We start from the raw sequence: 19,539 nt of genomic DNA on the forward strand, positions 1-19,539 counted from the left end.
CGGCGCCCGACAATCCGCTCTGCCGGGCCTTACCGGACTGCTGTCCGCATCCGTTCGCCGATCTTGTCGGCCACATAGCCGGCATCGCGTGCCGCACCATGGATCATCGTCGAGGACGTCGAGTGCTGGAAATGCAGGCCGCAGACATAGAGGCCGGGTTCGCCTTCCACAGCGCCACGATACTGTTTTACCCGGCCGGTTTCGTCGAATATCGGCAGCTTGATCCAATCCAGCCCCGCCCGGAAACCCGTGCACCAGATGATGTTGGCGACATCGAGAACCTGGCCGTCGTCGAGCATCGGTTTGCCGTCCTGGACGCCGGCGACGCGGGACACCCGGCGGACGCCGGCAGCGTCAAGGTCCTGCGGCTTAACCCGGATCAGCGGCAGGCCATGGGAGAGTTGCTCAGGCTTGGCCTTTCGGCCCATTGGCGTATCGACTGTGAGCAGTCGGTGGAAAACAATGCGGAAGACGACCGGGAGGACAAGACGCATGGCGAAATAGCCATTGTAGGTGACGGGGATGTTGCCCGGATGCCGGCCAGCCAGCCAGACCTGGTGCGTAGGCGCGAGATCCATGGCGATTTCCGCACCGGAATTGCCGGCTCCGACCAGCAGCACGCCGCCCGGGTTAAGCTGAGAAGGATTCTTGTAGGCGCTCGAAGGCAATTGCCGGATCGACGGATCGAGCAGCGCGGCAAAATCGGGGATCTTCGGTTTCTGGTAGCTCGAGGCCGCTGCCACGACATGGCTCGCGACGTAGCGGGTCCGGCCGGACGTGACGATGTAGCGGTCGCCGGAACGGGTCACCTCGTCGACCTTGACGCCGGTGCGCACCGGCAGGGCGAATTTCTTCGCATAGGCCTCAAGATAATCGGCCATGTCGTCCTTGCTCGGGAACGAATAGCGGTCACCGGGAAAGGGCATGCCGATCAGCCCGTCAAAGCGCGCGGGCGTGAACAGGCGCAGCGAATCCCAGCGTGAACGCCAGATGTCGCCGACGCGTTCGCGTGCCTCCAGGATGACGAACTTCAGGCCCTTGCGGGCGAGATGATAGCCGACGGACAGGCCATTCTGGCCGGCGCCGATGACGACGACATCGACATGTTCTTCCCGGAGCGCTGACCGCGTTTCGTCACCTGATGGCGCCTGGCTGCCCGCTGCCTGCAGCGCGCCAGCCTCAAGTTGCGTGAACGCCGCCCCTTGCTCCAGCAGTGAGCCGGCACGTGCCTTAGTCTCGGCGATGCCGATATCGCGGCTGCCACGTGGCTTCATTGCGTGCATTGAAGTCGGGCCAAGTGTCGAAGTCGGATTCATGATCGTCTCCATGGTTTTCGTCAACCGGGGAGCAAAATAGCGAATCGGCGCACCGACGCTTCGGGGAGACACCCCATCAGACAAAGAAATGGCATGGGGATTTTTACCCATGCCGCAGCGTCGCCTTAGAGCAGGCCGTTCTGGAAAGCGTAGGCTGTCGCCGCAGCGCGCGAGTTGACCGCCAGCTTGTCGAATATGCTGCTGACATGCCGGTCCACGGTCTTTTCGCTGAGACCCAACTCAGTCGCTATCAGCCTGTTGGTCTTGCCGGTGGCGACAAGGCCTAGGACTTCGATCTCGCGCCGGGTCAGGCCGTGCGGACGTGAATTTGTCGGCGCGATCAGCGCGGTGACACGGTCGCGGTCGGGCGCTGCGCCAAGTTCCGTGAAAATCGCCCGGGCGGCATCGAATTCAAGCTCGGCGCTGTCCTCGTCGCCAAGCTTTCGGCAGGCCTGCCCGGCCAGCACGCGCAACCGCGCCTCCAGATAGGGAGCGCCGGCGTGCTGCCAGATCGTCAGCGCGGCACGGAAGTGGCCGAGCGCTGCCGCCGGATTGTCTTCACTCAGCTCGATTTCACCTCTCGCCTGGGATGCCATTGCAGCAAGAATGTCGGTCGCGAAACGATCGGCGATCGCCTGCAATTCCTCGCAGGCGTCGCGCGCCTCCTCGACGGCACCCACAGCGATCATAATCTCGATCAGCGCCGGTAGCAGGCGGGCGCGGCTCAGCGGAGTGTTGGTCGTGCCAAGCACGCGGCGAATGGTTGCCGCCGCCTGTTCAGCCCGGCCTTGCATGAGACGCAGCAAGGCCATGCCGGGCTGGGGTTCGAGCCCGAGCCGGCTGGCGGCACGGTAAAGCTCCTCGGCGGCGGCGAATTCACCGCGCAGCCGATGGATTTCGGCCTCCTGATAGGCCGCGCCGGCCGTCGTCTCGTTGCCGATCACGTGGGCCAGTGACTGGGTCGCGCGTCGAGCTTCGGCAATTGATTCCTGCCAAGCGCCGTTCAATTCCATGATTTCAGCGCGGTGCAGCAGACAAATGCCGTTGAACTGGACCAGCTGTGGCTGCGACCCGCACCAGTTCGACAGCGCCTCGGTCCACTCGCGCGAGCGGTCGAGCGCATAGACTTGCCGGCAGGCGGCGATGAGGTTGCAATAGATGAGGCCGGTGATGATCGGCGAAAGCTTGCCATCGGCGGCTGGCAGCATGGCCTCGTCGAGTAGGGCGATGCCTTCCTCGATCCTGCCTTGCCGCACCAATGCGCGGCCGAGATAGCATCTGGCGAAGGCGATCAGGTCGATATCGCAACAGCGTTCGCCGATCGCCAGCGCCTGCCTTGCCAGCGCCTCCGATTCCGGATCGTTGCCGGTCAAGAGTTCCTTCTGGGCCGCCAACAACACCAGATAGCCTTGTGCGGCGCATTCGCGGCCAAAGCCGTCCGCCAGGCGCTGCGCCCGCTGTAACCAGGCTGTTGCGCGCCCTTCCTCGCGCAGTGCCAGAAGCCGGAAACCACCGAAGAATGCCCAATACGCAGCCTGGTCGTCACGGCCCGCGTCGAGATGGATGTTGAAGAGACGCTCGCCGGTGGCGAAGATTTCTTGATCCCGGTCCAGCATGCCGGCCGACCAGAGCAACCGTTCCAGGTCTTCCGGACCGAGCGACGTGATTTCGTCCGTTGCCCGCAGCAGCTCGAATGCATCTGCCCACGCCCGCCGGGCGTAGGCTTGACGAGCCTGTTCGAGCAACGAGGCGGCATCGGCTTTCATGGGCAAAGCATAGCATTTCCTGATGGCCGGCAGAAGAATGGCGAATGCCAGCGCCCCCTCAGTTCGGAATAAGCGGCACCAGGACGAGAGCACGGAATGACGCCACTTTATCCAAGCGCCTCCTGATTTGACACCGCGCACGGGCGGGCGGAAAACTGCCGCTACGAGATGGAACAGAATCGAAAGCGGGCTAGTTTCCATTTCGTGACGGCGGTATTCGGCCGCCCGCCCGCTGGGCTTGAAGGAGTGTCGTTGTGGCAACCGTCCTTACCGCCGTGATCCTATTCCTCATCGGTCTGGTGCTTGGCGGCGGCGGTATCCGCCTGGCGATGCTGGGCGGCAGTTGGTACTACATCATCGTCGGTCTCGCCTTCCTGGTCGCCGCCTGGCTGCTCTATCGGCGCCGGTCGACAGCACTGTGGCTTTACGCGGCGATCGTGCTCGGCACGCTGGCCTGGGCGGTCTGGGAAACCGGCTTCGATTGGTGGGAACTGGGTCCGCGCGGCGGCATCATCGTGCTGGTGGCGCTGTGGCTGTTGACGCCATGGGCGAGGCGGGGCCTTGCCGGGCCAGACGGCCGGGCGCCGCTCATCCTTGCCGTGCTGGCGTCACTGGCGGTGGCCGGCTATTCGATGACGACGGACCCAAAGGACATTGCCGGCGAACTCGACACCGACAAGGTGATCCCCAACGCCAATCTCGGCGGCGATGTGCCGGCAGGCGAGTGGCACTTCTATGGCCGCACGCCGTTCGGGCAGCGCTATTCGCCGCTCGACCAGATCACGCCGGACAATGTCGCCAGCCTGCAGCCGGCCTGGACCTACCGCACCGGCGATGTGAAGGGACCCGACGACATTGGCGAGACCACCTATCAGGTGACGCCGCTCAAGATCGGCGACACGCTCTATATCTGCACGCCGCATAATTTCGCTATCGCCATCGACGCCGCGACCGGCAAGGAGAAATGGCGCTACGACCCCAAGATCAAACTCGACAAGGACCGCCAGCACCAGACCTGCCGCGGCGTTTCCTACTATACCGATGCCGCCATCGCCGCCGGCCAGCCTTGCGGAAACCGTGTCTACCTGCCGACCTCGGACGCGCGGCTGATCGCGCTCGACGCCGCCAGTGGGCAGGTCTGTCCTGCCTTTGCCGAGGGCGGCACGCTGAACCTTTTGACTAACATGCCCTATCCGAAGTCGGGCTATTATTATTCGACCTCGGCGCCGCTGATCGTGGGTGGCAAGATCATCGTCGGCGGCGCGGTCAATGACAATTATTCGACGCAGGAGCCGTCCGGCGTCATCCGTGCCTATGACGCCGCCACCGGCAAGCTGCTGTGGAACTGGGATTCCGGCAATCCGGATCAGACAACGCCGCTGGCGGCTGGGCAGACCTACACTGCCAACTCGCCCAACATGTGGTCGACGCCGAGCGCCGACGAGAAGCTTGGGCTGCTCTACGTGCCGCTCGGCAACCAGACGCCGGACCAGCTCGGCGCCGGACGCAGCGCCAATGTCGAGAAGTTCTCCTCCTCGATCACCGCGCTCGACCTCAATACCGGGCAGTTGAAATGGGTGCGGCAGACCGTGCACCACGACCTCTGGGACATGGACGTGCCGGCGCAGCCGAGCCTGATCGACATCACCAGGGCCGACGGCACCGTCGTGCCGGCGCTGGTCGGGCCGACCAAGCAGGGCGATCTCTATGTGCTCGACCGGCGCACCGGCGAGCCGGTGATTGCGGTCAAGGAAGTGCCGGCGCCCGGCGGCGCCATCGAGGGGGACCACACGTCGCCGACCCAGCCGGAGTCGGACCTCTCCTTCAATCCGAAGCCACTGACAGGTGCCGACATGTGGGGCATCACCATGTTCGACCAGCTGGCGTGCCGGATCGAATTCCAGGGCCTGCGCTATGAAGGCCGCTATACGCCGCCGTCCGTACAGGGCTCGCTGATCTATCCCGGCAATTTCGGCACGTTCAACTGGGGTGGCGTGGCGATCGATCCGGTCCGGCAGGTGATGTTCGGCATGCCGACCTATCTGGCGTTCAAGTCGCAGCTCATTCCGCGCGATCAGGTGCCGCCGCCGGACGAGGGGCGCGGCAGCGAGCAGGGGCTCAACCGCAATGAGGGCGCTCCCTATGCGGTGGTGATGGGCCCGTTCCTCTCGCCGCTCGGCGTTCCCTGCCAGGCGCCGCCCTGGGGCTATGTCGCTGGCGTGGATCTGAGGACCGGCTCAATCGCCTACAAGCATCGCAACGGCACCGTCTACGACATGACGCCTCTGCCGCTGCCGCTGAAAGTCGGCGTGCCGGGCATTGGCGGGCCCATGATCACCGCCGGAGGCGTCGCCTTCCTGGGCGCCGCGGTCGACGACTATCTGCGCGCCTATGACCTGACATCGGGCAAGCAACTGTGGCAGGCGCGGCTGCCGGCCGGCGGACAGTCGACACCGATGACCTACACGGTGGCCGACGGACGCCAGTTCGTGGTCATCGTCGCCGGTGGCCACGGCTCGGTCGGCACCAAGCCGGGAGATTATGTGATGGCTTACGCGCTGCCGAAATAGGGGTGCCCTACCTCGATGCCGTGTCGTCTTGGCGACGTCTCAGCCAAGCCCGAGATGGCTCTTCAGGCTGGGCACCGAGCCGAGCACCTGGTTGGTGAGGTCGGGGCCGGCGGCCGCTTCGGCCTGCTGGACCAGCGTCTCGCCAGCCTTCTGGATCTGTGCAAAATCGAGCCCGGATGCCTTGAGCGCGGCGAGGCCGTTGACCAGCGCGCCGGCCTTCTCGCCGAGAACGCCGCCAAGCGCGCCCTGCAGCGATGAGAGGAAGCCGCCACTGGCTGGGGCGGCGGCCATCACGTCATACTGGTGGGCAAGGTCGTCCGCGCCGGGGATCTTGGCGAAGAACGACGAGGCGCTGGTGCCTTCCGCCTCATGTTCGAGGACCGAGAAAATGGTGCCGACGACCTTCTCGGTCGTCGCCTGGTCGAGACCCGCTTTTTGCGAGACGGTGTTGACGATATCCTGGACGTTCATGGTCTCACCTCAACCTTGGGTTTTCGTGTCGGTACGCCGGTTCCGTTCACCGCGGACCCTGACCAACGATCGCCTGCCTGCATTCACAACCGTCGAGCGCAGTGCCAGGGCGGCAGCCACGGCAAGGACGAACGCGCTGGCGAGCATCGGGGAAGGCAAGGTCATCGGTGTCGCTCCTTCTGGGGCGGGACGTGAAGGCACACGGCAAGATGCCATCGATAGCAGGCAGTTTCTCTTACTATTGTGGCGCCGCCTGAAGGATTTGTCGCCGATGACCAAAAAGTGATGACCGGGGCGCCCGTGGCGCCGGCTTTGCTGGCCGCGCGGCATGGCCGCTGGTCGACGCCTGGAGGCGATCGACGGCCGGTGAATGCACGACTGGACCGCGCCGGCTCGATCCCTATGTAGCCTGGGTATCGAAGCTCGAAGCCGAGGAGTGCGCCATGACGAAACCAGCCGCCACCAGACAAGCAAAGCTAGCCATCACCCAGGCGATGATCGATGCCTATGACGAATACACGCATCTGACGCTCGATCGCCGCCGCTTCATGGAGCAGCTGAGCCGGCTTGCCGGATCGGGCGCGGCGGCGGCGGCGATCGCGCCGCTTCTGGCGGCGAACTCCGCCCAGGCGGCTATCATCGCCGAAAACGATGCCCGCGTGAAAGGCGAGGACATCACCTATCCCGGCGGCTCCGGCGAGATGAAGGGCTATCTGGTCAAGCCGGCCGGCCAGTCGGGCAAGCTCGGCACCGTCATCGTCATCCATGAGAACAGAGGGCTCAACCCGCACATTCGCGACGTGGCGCGGCGCGTGGCGCTGGAGGGGTTCGTGGCGCTCGCCCCCGATTTCCTGTCACCGCTCGGTGGTACGCCGAGTGATGAAGACAAGGCGCGCGACATGTTCGCCAAACTGGACTCCACGCAGACGGTCGCCAACGGCGTGGCGACCGTCGCCTTCCTGAAGGCCGACAAGGACGGCAACGGCAAGGTCGGCGCCGTCGGCTTCTGCTGGGGTGGCGGCACGGCAAACATGCTGGCCGTCAACGCGCCCGATCTCAGCGCCTCCGTTGCCTATTACGGCATGCAGCCGAAGGCCGCCGACGTGTCGAAGATCAAGGCGGCATTGCTGCTGCACTATGCCGGGCTCGATGAGCGCACCAATGCCGGCATCGACGCCTTCAAGAAAGAACTCGACGCGGCGCATGTCGAATACGCGGTCTATGTCTATGAAGGCGCAAACCATGCCTTCAACAACGACACCTCCGCGGCGCGCTACGACAAGAAGGCGGCCGACCTTGCCTGGGGCAGGACGATCGCTTTCCTCAAGCAAAAGCTGGCGTAGCGATCAGCGTCAGGCCGCCGGCGCCCAGACCGTCTTGAAGGCTGGCGACAGGGTGAAGCCGGCCGGCAGCACGGATTTCGGGGGCGGCCGGTGCACGCCTTCCTGCAGATAGCGCAACGCGGACATCAGCCCGTTCATCGTATAGGGCTTGGCGATGACGCCGATCGCGCCGGCGAAATGATCGGGGATCCGCTTCGGGTTTGCGGTCATGAAAACGACCATCGAGTTCTTCTTCTCGCCAATATATTCGGCGACCTCGACGCCGGTCGGACCATCGGTCAAGTGGATGTCGACAAAGGCGATGTCGGCTTCCGTCGAGTCCACCATGGCCTTGGCTTCGGTCGAGGAGGTTGCCCAGCCCACAACGCTGTGGCCGGCTTCCTCGACAAGGCTTTCCAGTTCCATCGCCAGCAGCGCTTCGTCCTCGACGATCAGGACCTTGAGCGGTTCAATCATGACACATTCCCTTTTTGCTGCGGTTCGTTCGGCATCGAGATAACGACCTTCGTGCCGGGGCCCGCGTCGCGCCATTCGATATCGGCATGCAACTGGCGGGCAAGCGACTTGATCAGCCGCATGCCGAACGAGGCGTCGCCACTGGCGTCGGCCATGCCGACACCGTCGTCGGACACCTCGATGTTGAAGTGGCCACCGGGTTGGCTCATCTTGATGCCGATGCGGCCCGCCGTGGTGCCGTCGGGCTTTTCCTTGAAGGCATGCTTCAAGGCGTTGGTGACAAGCTCGTTGACCATCAGGGCAACAGGGGTCGCCTTCTCTGCCGAAATGACGATCGGTTCGAGATCGAGCGTCGACTTGATTTCGGCGCGTCCAGAAGCCGTCAACAAGTCGGTTACAAGATCCCTGGCGAAATCGGCGACATCGAACCTGCTGACATCCTTCGACTGGTAGAGCCGGCGATGCACGGTGCTCAACGCCTCGATGCGCTCCAGCATGGTGGTCAGCGATTTCTTCGTCGCTGCATCCTTGATGGTGCGGCTCTGCATGACGATGAGCGAGGAGATCATTTGCAGGTTGTTCTTCACGCGATGATCGACTTCGTGGAGCAGCGTTGTCTGCGCCTCGAGCGCCGCTTCGAGTTCCCTGGTGCGTTCCTTCACCGCCTTTTCGAAGCGCTCCTTGTCGGCTGTCATGCGATGCTCGGACCGCTTGCGGTCCGAGACGTCGAGCTGCGAGGCAAAGAAGAACAGGAGTTCACCGCGATCATTCGAGACGGGGCTGATAAACAGCGCGTTCCAGAAGGTCGAACCGTCCTTGCGATAGTTCAGGATGTCGACGCTCACATCGACCTTCTCCGCGATCGCCTCGCGCAGCTGGTCTACCGTTGCCTTGTCGGTTTTCGGGCCCTGCAGGAACCCACAGTTCTTGCCCAGCACCTCGTGCCGCTCATAGCCGGACAGACGCAGGAAGGCGTCGTTGACGAAGACGATCGGGTTATCGGCCTGCCGCGGATCGGTGATGATCATCGACATGCGTGTGGCACGGATAGCTGCCGCGAAAGGGTCGCCCTTGCCGTGCTCGACATGAAGGTCGTCCGTCATGTGCCAGGCGTCGGCAGGTTCCCTGGTCCGTTTCCAGTCCATCTTGTCACTCCAAGCCGGTTCGTGGGGACAACGGCCCAGATGCGGAATTGGTTCAATCTTGAGCTTGTTGTCGCAGTCGGTCGTAACCGGGAACCGGGGCGTGACTTCTGTAAGTGATTGAAGTTATGTTATTTCTGGCGCTCAGTTGGCGGAGCCGGCTTATGGAACGCGACGCCGGCGACCACGAGCGCTATGCCGAGGCAATCGGTCAGGCTTGGAATCTGGTGGAGCACGATGACGCCGATCAGTGTCGCTGTGACCGGCAGCAGCGACAGCATCAGCGCAAAGCTCGAGCGCGGCAGCCGCGACATGGCGAGCTGGTCGCAAATGTAGGGAATGACCGACGAGCAGATGCCGACGCCGATGGCCGCGAGCAACAGCATCGGTGAGAAAAAGGCGGGCAGCGCGTCAGTGAAGCCGATCGGCAGCACGACAAGCAAGGCGACCGCCATCGCCGCACCAAGGCCAGCGATGCCGTCGCCCGCGCCCCAGCGAGCGACGCGGTGGCCGAGCACGATATAGCAGACGAACAGCGCGCCATTGAGGAAGGCCCAGAACAGCCCTACGGGATCATCGGACCATTTGACGTCGATGAGCAGCAAGGTTCCGATGACGGCAACGGCAAGGGCGGCGAGATTGCGGAGGCTCCTGAGCCCGATCACCGCGACGCCAATGGTGCCGACGAACTCGATTGCCGCCACCAGCGAGATCGGCAAGCGGTCAAGCGCCAGGTAGAACGAACAGTTCATCGCCGCCAGGCAAGCGCCAAAGGCCAGTAACAGCAGCCGCGTCGGGCGATCGGCGCGGGCGAGGGTTCGCCACGGGCGAGTCAATGGCGCGAAGATCAGGGCGGCGGTGGCGATGCGCAGCCAGGCCATCCCAAGCACGCCTACATGCGGGAAGAGCAGCACGGCGAATGCCGGGCCGAGATAATGGAAGACGGCGCTGACACCGAACCAGACATGCGGCGGTAGCTTTGTCGCCAGCCCGCCGAGAGCAGGACCAGCAAGGGCAGGGCTGGTAATGGGGGCTTGTGTCTGAGTGACCATCGTATCAGTATCGCAGGCGATTTTTCCGTTTTATATGGAAGATGATTGGCTTGGCTGATCATCTTTCCCTTGAAAGCAAGGAGTTTTTCCTGAAACGCCTTCGGAACGAAAAAGTCGATCTCGACGCGGCGGATATGAAGATCCTGCGCCTGCTGGAGAAAGATGCGCGCACGAGCACGGCGGAACTGGCGCGCTCGGTCGGCCTGTCGGCGCCGAGCGTGGCCGAACGCATCAAGCGGCTGCAGGAAAGCGGCGTCATCGAAGCCTATTCGGTCCGGATCAACCCCGCGGCACTTGGGCTGCCGCTGTCGGCATGGCTGCGCATTCGGCCGGTGCCGGGGCAACTGGCTGTCGTGGCCGAAATCATCCGCGAGCTGCCGGAAATCGCCCAATGCGACCGGGTGACCGGCGAGGACTGTTTCATCGCGCTGGCGCATGTCGGCTCGGTTGCCGAGCTTGAACGGGTGATCGACCGGATCATACCCTATGCGATGACCAACACGGCCATCATCCAGTCGTCGCCGGTAACGGCGCGCTCGCCGTTGGCGGCGATCAAACGCCGGCCGTGAAGCGCAACCCGATACACTTGCCCGATTTTTCGTGCCGCCCCTCAGGAAAGAGGGCGGCATCGGCCACAGGCCGACTCGCCGGCGCTACGCGTGGCCACGTTTCAGGCGGGCTCGCTTCAGGATGGCGCGCCAGCGGATCATGTCGAACGGGATCGGCTCGTTGTTGTTGGCGATGTGGAATATCTCGTTGTTGACGTTCTTGAGCGAACGCCAGAAATCATAGTCGGTGATGCGCGGATCGGCGGCCAGCCTGTCCACCTCGACCTTGATGTCGGTTTTCATGCACGTCCCTCGAACCGGCTTCGCCCCGCCGCCCGTAGCAAAACCCCGTGCGGATCGTTTTCAACCGCTCCGCTGAGTCGTTCAACGGCTCAATTGGCTTGTTCCCGTTAAAAACTCGGTAAGGTTAACGCGGGCGCCGGGCCGCTTCAAGCGGTCTTGCGACGAATGCCGATCGAACGGCCGGCGCGTTCCGGCATCGGCAGTACCGAATGGGCGGCGCGCATGGCTTCGACCTTGGCCAGCACATCGGCAGGGAAGGGCGCCACTTTCGGCCCGGACATGTCGACATGCAGTGACAGGGTTTCGGAGGTGGCGGCGAGCCACCCGTCGACATGGCGGATTTCCTGATAGGCCCGCAGCCGCTTGTCGTCGTGGTCGATGAGCTGGAAGGAGACCGTGACCTTGTGGTCGAGATGCAGTTCCTGCACGTAACAGACATGGACTTCGGCCGTGTAGATGGTCAGCCGCCGCTGCTTCACGTAGTCCAGCCCCATGCCCATCGCCTCGAAGGCCTCGTCCGAGCAGCGGTCGAAGAGCACGTTGTAATAGGCCATGTTGAGATGGCCGTTGTAATCGATCCAGTCCTTCTCGATGTCCATGGGCTTGGAGACGAAGGGGGCGGGGATGGACATTGAAACTTCCTTGTTCTGGCGCTGGACAGAGCGTGGTGGGTAAGACTACGCATCCATAACCCCATAACAAGCGTGGGCGCTGGTCCATTCGCGGAGGAATTCATGGCTCTGAGCGACCTCAATCCGGTCGAACGCAACGAGGAAGGCATCGCTGCCGTGCTCGGCATCCTCAAGCAGCGGCTGGGCGAGCGCTTCCAGACCGGCGCGGCCGTCCGCTCCCAGCACGCGCACACCACCACCTATATCCCGACACAGGCGCCGGACGGCGTCGCCTTCCCGGAGACGACGGCCGAAGTGCAGGAGATCGTGCGCGCCTGTGCGGCGCACCGCGTGCCGGTGATCGCCTTCGGCGTCGGCTCTTCGCTCGAAGGCCACACCAACGCACCTGGCGGCGGCATATCGGTCGACACCTCCCGCATGAACCGCATCCTCGCGGTCAATCCGCAGGATCTCGACTGCACGGTCGAACCGGGCGTCACCCGCGAGGACCTCAACCGGCATCTGCGCGACACCGGCCTGTTCTTTCCGATCGACCCCGGCGCCAATGCGTCGCTCGGCGGCATGGCGGCGACACGGGCATCCGGCACCAATGCGGTGCGCTACGGCACGATGCGCGAGAACGTGCTGTCGCTGACGGCCGTCATGGCTGATGGCGAGACGGTGACGACCGGCAAGCGCGCGAAAAAGAGCTCGGCCGGTTACGATCTGACGCGACTATTGATCGGCTCGGAGGGCACGCTCGGCATCATCACGTCGCTGACGCTGAAGCTGCAGGGCATTCCGCAGGCGATCTCCGGCGGCGTTTGTCCATTCCCGAGCGTCGAGGCGGCTTGCAACGCCGTCATCGCGACCATCCAGATGGGCATTCCGGTGGCGCGCATCGAACTGGTCAACGCGCTGCAGATGCGGGCGATGAAGAACTATTCGAAGCTCGACTATCCGGAGAGCCCGTGCCTGTTCGTCGAATTCCACGGCAGCGATGCCGGTGTTGCCGAGCAGGCCGAGACCTTCGGCATGATCGCCGAAGAGAATGGCGGCGGGCCATTCCTGTGGACCAGCGTTGCCGAGGAACGGACAAAACTGTGGAAGGCCAGGCACGATGCCTACTGGTCCTCGCTGACGCTGCGGCCGGGCGCCAAGGGCCTGTCGACCGATGTCTGCGTGCCGATCTCCCGCTTTGCCGAATGCGTCACCGAAACCGAAGCCGACATCGCCGAGATGGGCTTGATCGCGCCAATCGTCGGTCATGCCGGCGACGGCAATTTTCATGTGCTGGTGCTGATGGATGTGAACGATCCAGAGGAGATCGCGCTGTCGGAGAAATTCGTCTCGCGGCTGAACATGCGGGCGATCGCCATGGATGGCACCTGCACCGGCGAGCACGGCATCGGCCAGGGCAAGATCGGCTTCATGCGCCATGAGCTCGGCCACGGCGTCGACATCATGCGCACGATCAAGCAGGCGCTCGATCCGCAGAACATCATGAACCCTGGCAAGATATTGCCTGCAGCGGGATAGGGATCGTGAGCGGAACTCGTCGAACTGGTCTGCGCCCATCGGCGCAGCCGGTCCGCAGGCTGACCAGATCGGCTTTCTACCTCGCGGCCCGAGGCTGCTCCTGCACGCCCTCAGCAAGTGTCTGCAACATTGGGCGGGTCGGAGCGAAGAACGTCGTGCCGGTCTGCGGCGTCGAGACATCGAGCAGCCGGTCGTAGGCGCCCGGAGGGTCGCCGACATACATGCGCTGCAGCATTTTCTCGATCACCCAAAGATACCTGCTATAGCCGATGAAGTAGGTGCCGAATTCGCGTTGCCCCGGCCGCCCGAACGGCATGTTGTCTCGCAAAATGTCGTATTCATTGCCGTCGGCATCCTCGATGGTGGCCAGCGATTTGTGTGATTTGCGCGGGGCGTCGTCATCGTCGATCTCGATGTTGTCGATCTTCGTGCGGCCGATGATCGCCTCCTGCAGCGGCGTTGGAATGCGCGCCCAGGCCTGCAGATCGTGAAGATATTTCTGGACGACGACATAGCTGCCACCGGCGAAGTCGGCATCTTCATCGCCGACGAGCGCCGAGGCGGGCAGATCGAGGCCGGTCGGGTTGGCCGTGCCGTCGACAAAGCCGAGCAGGTCGCGGGCATCGAAATAGCGAAAGCCCGAGACTTCGTCGACGACCGCCACGGCGTCCCCGAGGTTGTCGAGCAGAATGCGCTCGAACTCGAAGCACATGTCGGGACGTTCGGAGCGGATGTGGAAGAGAAGGTCGCCCGCTGTCGACGGGGCCGAATGAACCGCTCCCTTGATCGGCGCGAATGGCTTCAGTTCCAAGGGCCGCCGGCCGGAAGAGAGACGATCCCAGAAGTCGCGGCCGATGCCTGCAATGCATGACAGCCGGCCGGAAAGATCGCGGAACCCGACAGTCTTGACGAGATCGTCAAGCCCGCCGAGCACCGAGGCGACCTTGGCGAGAGCATTCTGTTCGCTGGCGACGGTGACAACCAGAAAGACCGCCGATAGCGACAGCGGGGCATCGACGCTCTGCGCATCGATCGGCACCCGGTCCCAGTTCTTGCCCGACATCCGAAATTCTCCGCATTTTCCAGGATTTGTTTCAGATCATCAGGGATGACGCAACACCGGATGAATTGCCTCTTTATCGACACGCGGATGCAGGTAGAGTGCGGCTGAATTTCAATCAACCCGTTCGGAGCTGATGCTCGCTCGCCTGTTCGTGATCTTTGGTGGCCTGTTCGTGCTGGTGCTGTGTGTGGCGCTGGTGGGGCCGTATTTTGTCAACTGGACCGGCTACCGCGCCGAGTTCGAGCGCGAGGCGAGCGCCATTCTCGGCCGCAAGGTGACCGTGCAAGGGGATGCCACGGCGCGGCTGTTGCCGTTCCCCTCGGTGACCTTCTCCAACGTCGCCGTTGCCGGCGGCCCCGGCGGCCAGCCGGCGATGACCGTCGAGACGTTTTCGATGGACGCCGAGCTGGCCCCCTTCCTGCGCGGCGAGGTGCTGATCTTCGACATGCGGCTGGTGCGGCCGAAGGCGACCATCGACATCGCCGATGACGGCACAGTCGACTGGGCGATACGGCCGTCCTCGCCCTTCGACCTCAACCAGATCTCGATCGAGAAGCTGACGGTGACGGAAGGGCAGATCGAACTGCGCCATGCCGCCGGCGGGCGCAGCCATCTCATGTCAGAGATCAATTCGACCATCTCGGCCAAGTCGTTGGCCGGGCCATGGCGCATGGACGGCACATTACGGCTGGACGGGTTGCGCACCGCCATTGCCGCTTCCACCGGCAAGGCCGAAGGCAGCGGCCAGATGCGGCTTCGGCTGAAAGCCGATCCAGACGCCTATCCGCTGGTCATCGAGACCGACGGCAATGCCGGCATCATCAACGGCGCCGCCGTCTATTCCGGCCAGTTCAAAATCTCCGGCGCCGACAAGAACAGCGCCGGCAGGAACAGCGCGGAGCTGCGCGGCACCGATGGCGAGACGGTGAAGGTCAGCGCCGGCAAGCCCGATCCGGGCTTTAGGCTGAACGGCAAGTTTTCGCTCGACCACCAGAAGCTCGGTGTCGATGAATTCCGTTTCGAGACGGGACCGCTGGACAATCCCTACACCGCCGATGGCAAGGCTTCGGTCGATCTCGGGCTGAAGCCGAGCTTCGCCATCGAGGCCAGTGGCGTACAGGTGCAGTTCGACGAGGCGGTGGGGGCTCAGGCCGGCGCCGGGCTGACACTGGATCAGCGCATTGCCGGGCTGGAGCAAGCCTTGCTCGACCTGCCGAAGCCGACCATACCCGGCACTGTCGAGGTCAAGCTGCCGGCAGTGGTGGCCGGTGACACCACGGTGCGCGACGTGCATCTTTCCGCCGAACCGACCGATGGCGGCTGGGCGGTGAAATCGCTCGCCGCGACCTTGCCCGGCCGAACCACGCTGGAAGCCAACGGCATGCTCAGCGTCGAGGATCATTTCGGTTTCACTGGCTCGCTGCTGTTGGCGGTGGCGCAACCTTCCGGCTTTGCCGCCTGGCTGTCGAAGGATGTCGACGAGGCGATCCGCCGTTTGCCCGCCGCCGGCTTCAAGGCCAAGGTCGACCTTTCGGAAAAGCGTCAGGCCTTCAGCGATCTCGAGCTGATCCTGGGCAAGGCGAAGTTCTCCGGCCGCATTGATTCCAGTCAGCCTGACGACGCCAAGCCGTCCGTGCTGATGCGGCTCGAAGGCGGCGAACTCGATGTCGACGGGCTGGCGGCCTTCGCCTCGATCTTCGTCAGCGACAAGGGCGCCAACCGCTTTTCCGACCGCGACCTCGACTTCCAGATCAAGGCCGGGCCGGTCAGCGCCGGTGGCCTGACCGCCGACACGGTCGACACGGCGCTCAGGCTGCGCGACGGGCTGCTCGAAATCGACAGGCTTTCGGTGGGCGGGCTGGCCGGTGCCTCGATCAGCGCCACTGGCAGGGTCAAGGATTTTCCGGTGAGCCCGACCGGCAAGCTCGATGCATCGGTGGTCGCCGTCGATCTGAAGCCGCTGATCGACGTTGCCGCCCAGCATTATCCCGACAATGCCGTGCTGAAGGGGCTGGCGAGCCGGGCTTCAGCCTATCCAGAGCTGTTCCAGGACTCGCGGATCGATCTCGTGGCGAGTGCCGCCGACAATGGCGACGGCACCACGGGCCTGGCGGTGAGTGGCCAGGGCAAGGCCGGCGGCTCGGCATTTTCGGCGTCGCTGTCGGGAAAGGGGGCGCTGGACGGGCTTCTCGAAGCGCCAATGACGCTGACCTTCAATGCCAAGAATCCTGACGCAACCGCGCTGCTGGCGCTCTACGGCCTGCCGGCGCTGCCGCTCGGCATGCTGGGTGAGGCAAGCACGGATATTTCGGCCAAAGGTACGCTCGGCGGCGGCCTTGCGACGAGTTTCAGCCTCTCCGGTAACGACTTCAAGGCAGGTTTCGAGGGGACGTTCGCCGATACGCCGCAAGGCCCGGTCGCCAAGGGCAAGCTCAGCCTCGATGCCGCCGACATCGAGCCGTGGCTGATGACGACCGGCATCGGGCTTCCCGGCATGGGGGCGGGCATGTCCACATCACTGGCGGCGCAGGGTGACTACGGCAACGGCCTGCTGGTGCTGGACGGGCTCAGTGGTGCCATCAATGAGGCGGCGGTGTCCGGCGACGTCAATGTCGATGTCAAGGATGGCGTGCCGCATCTGGCCGGTGCGCTGGCGCTCGACGAACTCGACTTCGATCCGATGGCGGTGGCGCTGTTCGGCGATTCGGCTTTCCTCGTCGACAAGGGTGCCAGTGACAAGGGTGGCGCGTGGCCGGCCGCCCCCTTCAGCCAGAAATCCAGCCTGCCGTTCACCGCCGAACTCGATCTGACGACGGCGGCGCTTGCCGCCGGGCCGTTCGTCGCTGCCTACGATGCCGCTTTTTCCCTGAAGCTCGACCAGGAAGGCATCCGCGTTTCGGATCTGAAGGCGAAATTCCTTGGCGGTGCGCTGACCGGCCTGTTCGAACTGAAGAACACTGACGGCACCGGACTTTTCACCGGCCAGATGAAACTGGCGGGCGCCGATCTCGCGAACGTGCTGCCGGATGCCGGCATCAGCGGCAGCGGTGATTTCTCGACGGCACTGTCGACCAGCGGCAAGTCGGTCGATGCGATGGTGGCGGCGTTGTCCGGCTCCGGCACGGCGACGCTGAAGAGCTTGCGGGTCGCCGGCGTCAATCCCGATGCGTTCAGCGCGTTCCTTGCCAAGGCGGATGCGATCGGGCGCGACATCGACGCGGCCAAGACCGCCGGTTTCGCGCCGCAGATCGCCGCCGATGGCAGCTTCGCGGCGAAGGATATCGACGTCGCCTTCACGGTGGCCGGCGGCACGCTGAGGGTGCCGCCGATCAGCCTGGAGAATCCGGCGGCGACCTTGTCCGCCGACATCACGGCGGATCTCAACACCAGCACGGTTTCGGCCAAGGGAGCAGTCACCTATAGGCCCGGCGACGAGGCGCTGGTCGGCTCCGAGCCGATCGTGAATTTCACCGCCGAGGGGCCGATCGGCGCCGTGAAACGGCAGTTCGACAGCGAGCCGCTGGCGCAGTTCCTGACCCAGCGCGCGCTGGAAAAGGAGCAGCAACGCGTCGAAGCGATGCAGGCAGCATTGCTTGAGAAGCAGCGGCTGCGGCGCGAAGTGCGCTACTACGCGGCGCTGCAGGACGCGCGCGACAAGGCGGCCGAGGAACTGCGCAAGCAGGAGGAAGCAGCGCGCCTGAAGGCCGAGGCCGACGCCAAGGCGAAGGCCGAAGCGGAGGCAAAGGCGAAGGCCGATGCAGAAGCCAAGGCCCAGGCGGACGCGGATGCCAAAGCAAAGGCGGATGCTGACGCGAAGGCCGCGGCCGAGCAACAGGCCGCCGACGAAGCGGCCAAAGCGCAGGCCGAGCAGGATCGCCAGAAGGCGGAAGAGGCGATACGCACTGCGCAAGAAAAGGCAAGGCTCGAGGCCGAGCGCAAGGCCGCGGAACAGGCACCGAAGGTCGAGCGAGCGCCGCTGCCGGAGGCCAACGACAATCCGCCGCCGGCCAAGCCGAAGCCCAATCCGTTCACGATCGACAATCTGTTGAAGTCGTTGCAGTAGCGCGGACTGCTAACGGGCAGAACAATCGCTTCAGAGGATGGACATTTCGGCGCCGTCCGCGACGTAGCGGGCGTGTCGAAAATCGCGGATGGTCAAGAGCTTGCCGGCCTGCCATCCCAGCAGCACGAAATAGGATGGCCGCGCCGCCGGATCGTCGCGATCGCGGACAAGGACTGCCGGCCTGTCCTCGACAAACCCCGGTACGAAACGCCAATCCTGGACCCTGGAATAATTGTGGAAGTAGGTGCCGACCTCCTTGCGCCCGGCGAGCCTCGTCCTGGCCACCAGTTCCAGTCGCACTTCGTCCGCTAGCATGTCGCGCACCGCGTCGAAGTCGCGGGCGTTGAAGCGATCGACATAGGCGTCGAGCAGCAGACGTTCAGCGGCGCTGAGCCTGGGAGGAGGGCGGTCGTCGGGCTCATCGGCGAGCTGGCGCAGCCGCCCGCGGCCTCGGTGCAGCGCCGCCTTGATGGCCGGGATGCTGGTGTCGAGGACAGTGCCGATCTCCTGCAGCGAATAGCCCAGAACGTCCATCATGATGACGCTGCTTCGCTGCGGGACGGGAAGGCGCATGAAGGTATGCAAGCCGGCGGCCGCGGCCTGACGGTCGACGGTGGGGTTTGCCGGGTCGACGATCATGTCCGGATCCTCATCGGAAATGGCCTTTTCACGGGCGCGGCGGCGCAGGAAATCAAGCGCCGCATTGTGCGCGATGCGGAACAGCCAGCCTTCCGGATTGGCGATCGGGCCGGCGTCGGGCAAAGCCTTGACCGCCTTGGCCAGCGCCTCCTGCAACACGTCCTCACCATCGACGACCGAGCCCGTCATGCGGGCGCAGTAGCGGTGCAATTTGGGGCGTATTTCGCCGAACAGGCGATCAAAAGGCTCGCGGATTTCGCCAGGGATGCTCATGCGCCTGCCGTTTCGTGACGTCGTTCCACCCGCGACTACTCATCCAGCATCCGATAACGGCCCACCACGGTCATCTCCTCGCGATGCGGACGTTCGCTGCAGCGATCCCTGATACCGTTCTGAAAGGCCTCGAATGCCGCCAGCCCGGTGATGATATCGGCATGAGCCTCGGTTTCCGTCTCGACCAGATGCACAAAAGTGCCGTCGGCGGATCGCCAAGTCATGTAGCGAACGCCGTCCGGCGATTTGTCCCGCAGTTCCTGAAAGACGGCCTTGACCAACCGCTCGTTCTCATCGGCCCGCTCCGGCTTCGTCTTGTAGCGTATCAGGTGGTGCTTCATCTCGGTTGCTCCTTTTGGGGCCCTGCGCCTTGGAGGCTGCCCA

At 64.1% G+C, this 19,539-nt stretch carries 16 protein-coding genes; 5 read left to right on the forward strand and 11 right to left on the reverse strand.

Annotation, left to right across the window (positions count from 1 at the left end; all coding sequences use genetic code 11):
- Window positions 1-29 precede the first annotated feature (29 nt).
- Entirely contained in the window at window positions 30-1,316 is a 1,287-nt protein-coding gene (locus tag AC56QP_RS30835) for a flavin-containing monooxygenase (protein WP_489862060.1), read from the reverse strand.
- A 125-nt stretch (window positions 1,317-1,441) separates the two neighbouring features.
- Window positions 1,442-3,082, reverse strand: a complete 1,641-nt coding sequence (locus tag AC56QP_RS30840; protein ID WP_489863477.1) for a helix-turn-helix transcriptional regulator — start codon at window positions 3,080-3,082, stop codon at window positions 1,442-1,444.
- Window positions 3,083-3,336: 254 nt separating this feature from the next.
- On the opposite strand from AC56QP_RS30840, the gene AC56QP_RS30845 reads away from it, so the two are divergent.
- Window positions 3,337-5,652 (forward strand): glucose/quinate/shikimate family membrane-bound PQQ-dependent dehydrogenase, encoded by a 2,316-nt coding sequence (locus AC56QP_RS30845; RefSeq protein ID WP_489862059.1) that lies wholly within the window; start codon window positions 3,337-3,339, stop codon window positions 5,650-5,652.
- Window positions 5,653-5,691: 39 nt separating this feature from the next.
- On the opposite strand, the gene AC56QP_RS30850 is transcribed toward AC56QP_RS30845, so the two are convergent.
- The gene (locus AC56QP_RS30850) at window positions 5,692-6,123 is read right to left on the reverse strand and encodes a hypothetical protein (protein WP_489862058.1); all 432 of its coding nucleotides are present in this window, start codon (window positions 6,121-6,123) and stop codon (window positions 5,692-5,694) included.
- Between the two features lie 443 nt (window positions 6,124-6,566).
- Between AC56QP_RS30850 and AC56QP_RS30855 the strand changes: the two genes are divergently transcribed.
- The gene (locus tag AC56QP_RS30855) at window positions 6,567-7,466 is read left to right on the forward strand and encodes a dienelactone hydrolase family protein (RefSeq protein WP_489862057.1); all 900 of its coding nucleotides are present in this window, start codon (window positions 6,567-6,569) and stop codon (window positions 7,464-7,466) included.
- A gap of 9 nt (window positions 7,467-7,475) precedes the next feature.
- Here the strand turns inward: AC56QP_RS30855 and AC56QP_RS30860 are convergent, their stop codons facing one another.
- From AC56QP_RS30860 to AC56QP_RS30870, 3 genes are all read right to left on the reverse strand, one after another.
- Entirely contained in the window at window positions 7,476-7,922 is a 447-nt protein-coding gene (locus AC56QP_RS30860) for a response regulator (protein ID WP_091580431.1), read from the reverse strand.
- Entirely contained in the window at window positions 7,919-9,067 is a 1,149-nt protein-coding gene (locus AC56QP_RS30865; RefSeq protein WP_489862056.1) for a histidine kinase dimerization/phosphoacceptor domain -containing protein, read from the reverse strand. Before AC56QP_RS30865 ends, AC56QP_RS30860 begins: the two co-directional genes overlap by 4 nt.
- A gap of 128 nt (window positions 9,068-9,195) precedes the next feature.
- Entirely contained in the window at window positions 9,196-10,116 is a 921-nt protein-coding gene (locus AC56QP_RS30870) for an EamA family transporter (protein ID WP_489862055.1), read from the reverse strand.
- Between the two features lie 89 nt (window positions 10,117-10,205).
- Here AC56QP_RS30870 and AC56QP_RS30875 point away from each other — a divergent pair, with 89 nt between their 5' ends.
- The gene (locus tag AC56QP_RS30875) at window positions 10,206-10,685 is read left to right on the forward strand and encodes an Lrp/AsnC family transcriptional regulator (protein ID WP_489863476.1); all 480 of its coding nucleotides are present in this window, start codon (window positions 10,206-10,208) and stop codon (window positions 10,683-10,685) included.
- Window positions 10,686-10,769: 84 nt separating this feature from the next.
- Here the strand turns inward: AC56QP_RS30875 and AC56QP_RS30880 are convergent, their stop codons facing one another.
- Both AC56QP_RS30880 and AC56QP_RS30885 read right to left on the reverse strand, forming a co-directional pair.
- Window positions 10,770-10,967, reverse strand: a complete 198-nt coding sequence (locus tag AC56QP_RS30880; protein WP_256751156.1) for a hypothetical protein — start codon at window positions 10,965-10,967, stop codon at window positions 10,770-10,772.
- 146 nt (window positions 10,968-11,113) lie between these two features.
- Entirely contained in the window at window positions 11,114-11,599 is a 486-nt protein-coding gene (locus AC56QP_RS30885; RefSeq protein WP_489862054.1) for a thioesterase family protein, read from the reverse strand.
- A gap of 102 nt (window positions 11,600-11,701) precedes the next feature.
- Between AC56QP_RS30885 and AC56QP_RS30890 the strand changes: the two genes are divergently transcribed.
- Window positions 11,702-13,117: an FAD-binding oxidoreductase gene (locus AC56QP_RS30890; RefSeq protein WP_489862053.1), complete on the forward strand. Its 1,416-nt coding sequence runs from the start codon at window positions 11,702-11,704 to the stop codon at window positions 13,115-13,117.
- A gap of 76 nt (window positions 13,118-13,193) precedes the next feature.
- On the opposite strand, the gene AC56QP_RS30895 is transcribed toward AC56QP_RS30890, so the two are convergent.
- A complete protein-coding gene (locus AC56QP_RS30895) occupies window positions 13,194-14,180 on the reverse strand; it encodes a Dyp-type peroxidase (protein ID WP_489862052.1) in 987 nt (328 codons plus the stop codon).
- A gap of 133 nt (window positions 14,181-14,313) precedes the next feature.
- On the opposite strand from AC56QP_RS30895, the gene AC56QP_RS30900 reads away from it, so the two are divergent.
- The gene (locus tag AC56QP_RS30900) at window positions 14,314-18,243 is read left to right on the forward strand and encodes an AsmA family protein (RefSeq protein ID WP_489862051.1); all 3,930 of its coding nucleotides are present in this window, start codon (window positions 14,314-14,316) and stop codon (window positions 18,241-18,243) included.
- A gap of 30 nt (window positions 18,244-18,273) precedes the next feature.
- Here the strand turns inward: AC56QP_RS30900 and AC56QP_RS30905 are convergent, their stop codons facing one another.
- Window positions 18,274-19,155 carry a sigma-70 family RNA polymerase sigma factor gene (locus AC56QP_RS30905; protein WP_489862050.1) on the reverse strand — a complete coding sequence of 294 codons (882 nt, stop codon included), beginning with the start codon at window positions 19,153-19,155 and terminating at the stop codon, window positions 18,274-18,276.
- A 35-nt stretch (window positions 19,156-19,190) separates the two neighbouring features.
- Entirely contained in the window at window positions 19,191-19,496 is a 306-nt protein-coding gene (locus tag AC56QP_RS30910; RefSeq protein WP_489862049.1) for a hypothetical protein, read from the reverse strand.
- Between the last annotated feature and the right edge of the window lie 43 nt (window positions 19,497-19,539).

The organism is Mesorhizobium sp. RCAM 05104 (assembly GCF_059683645.1).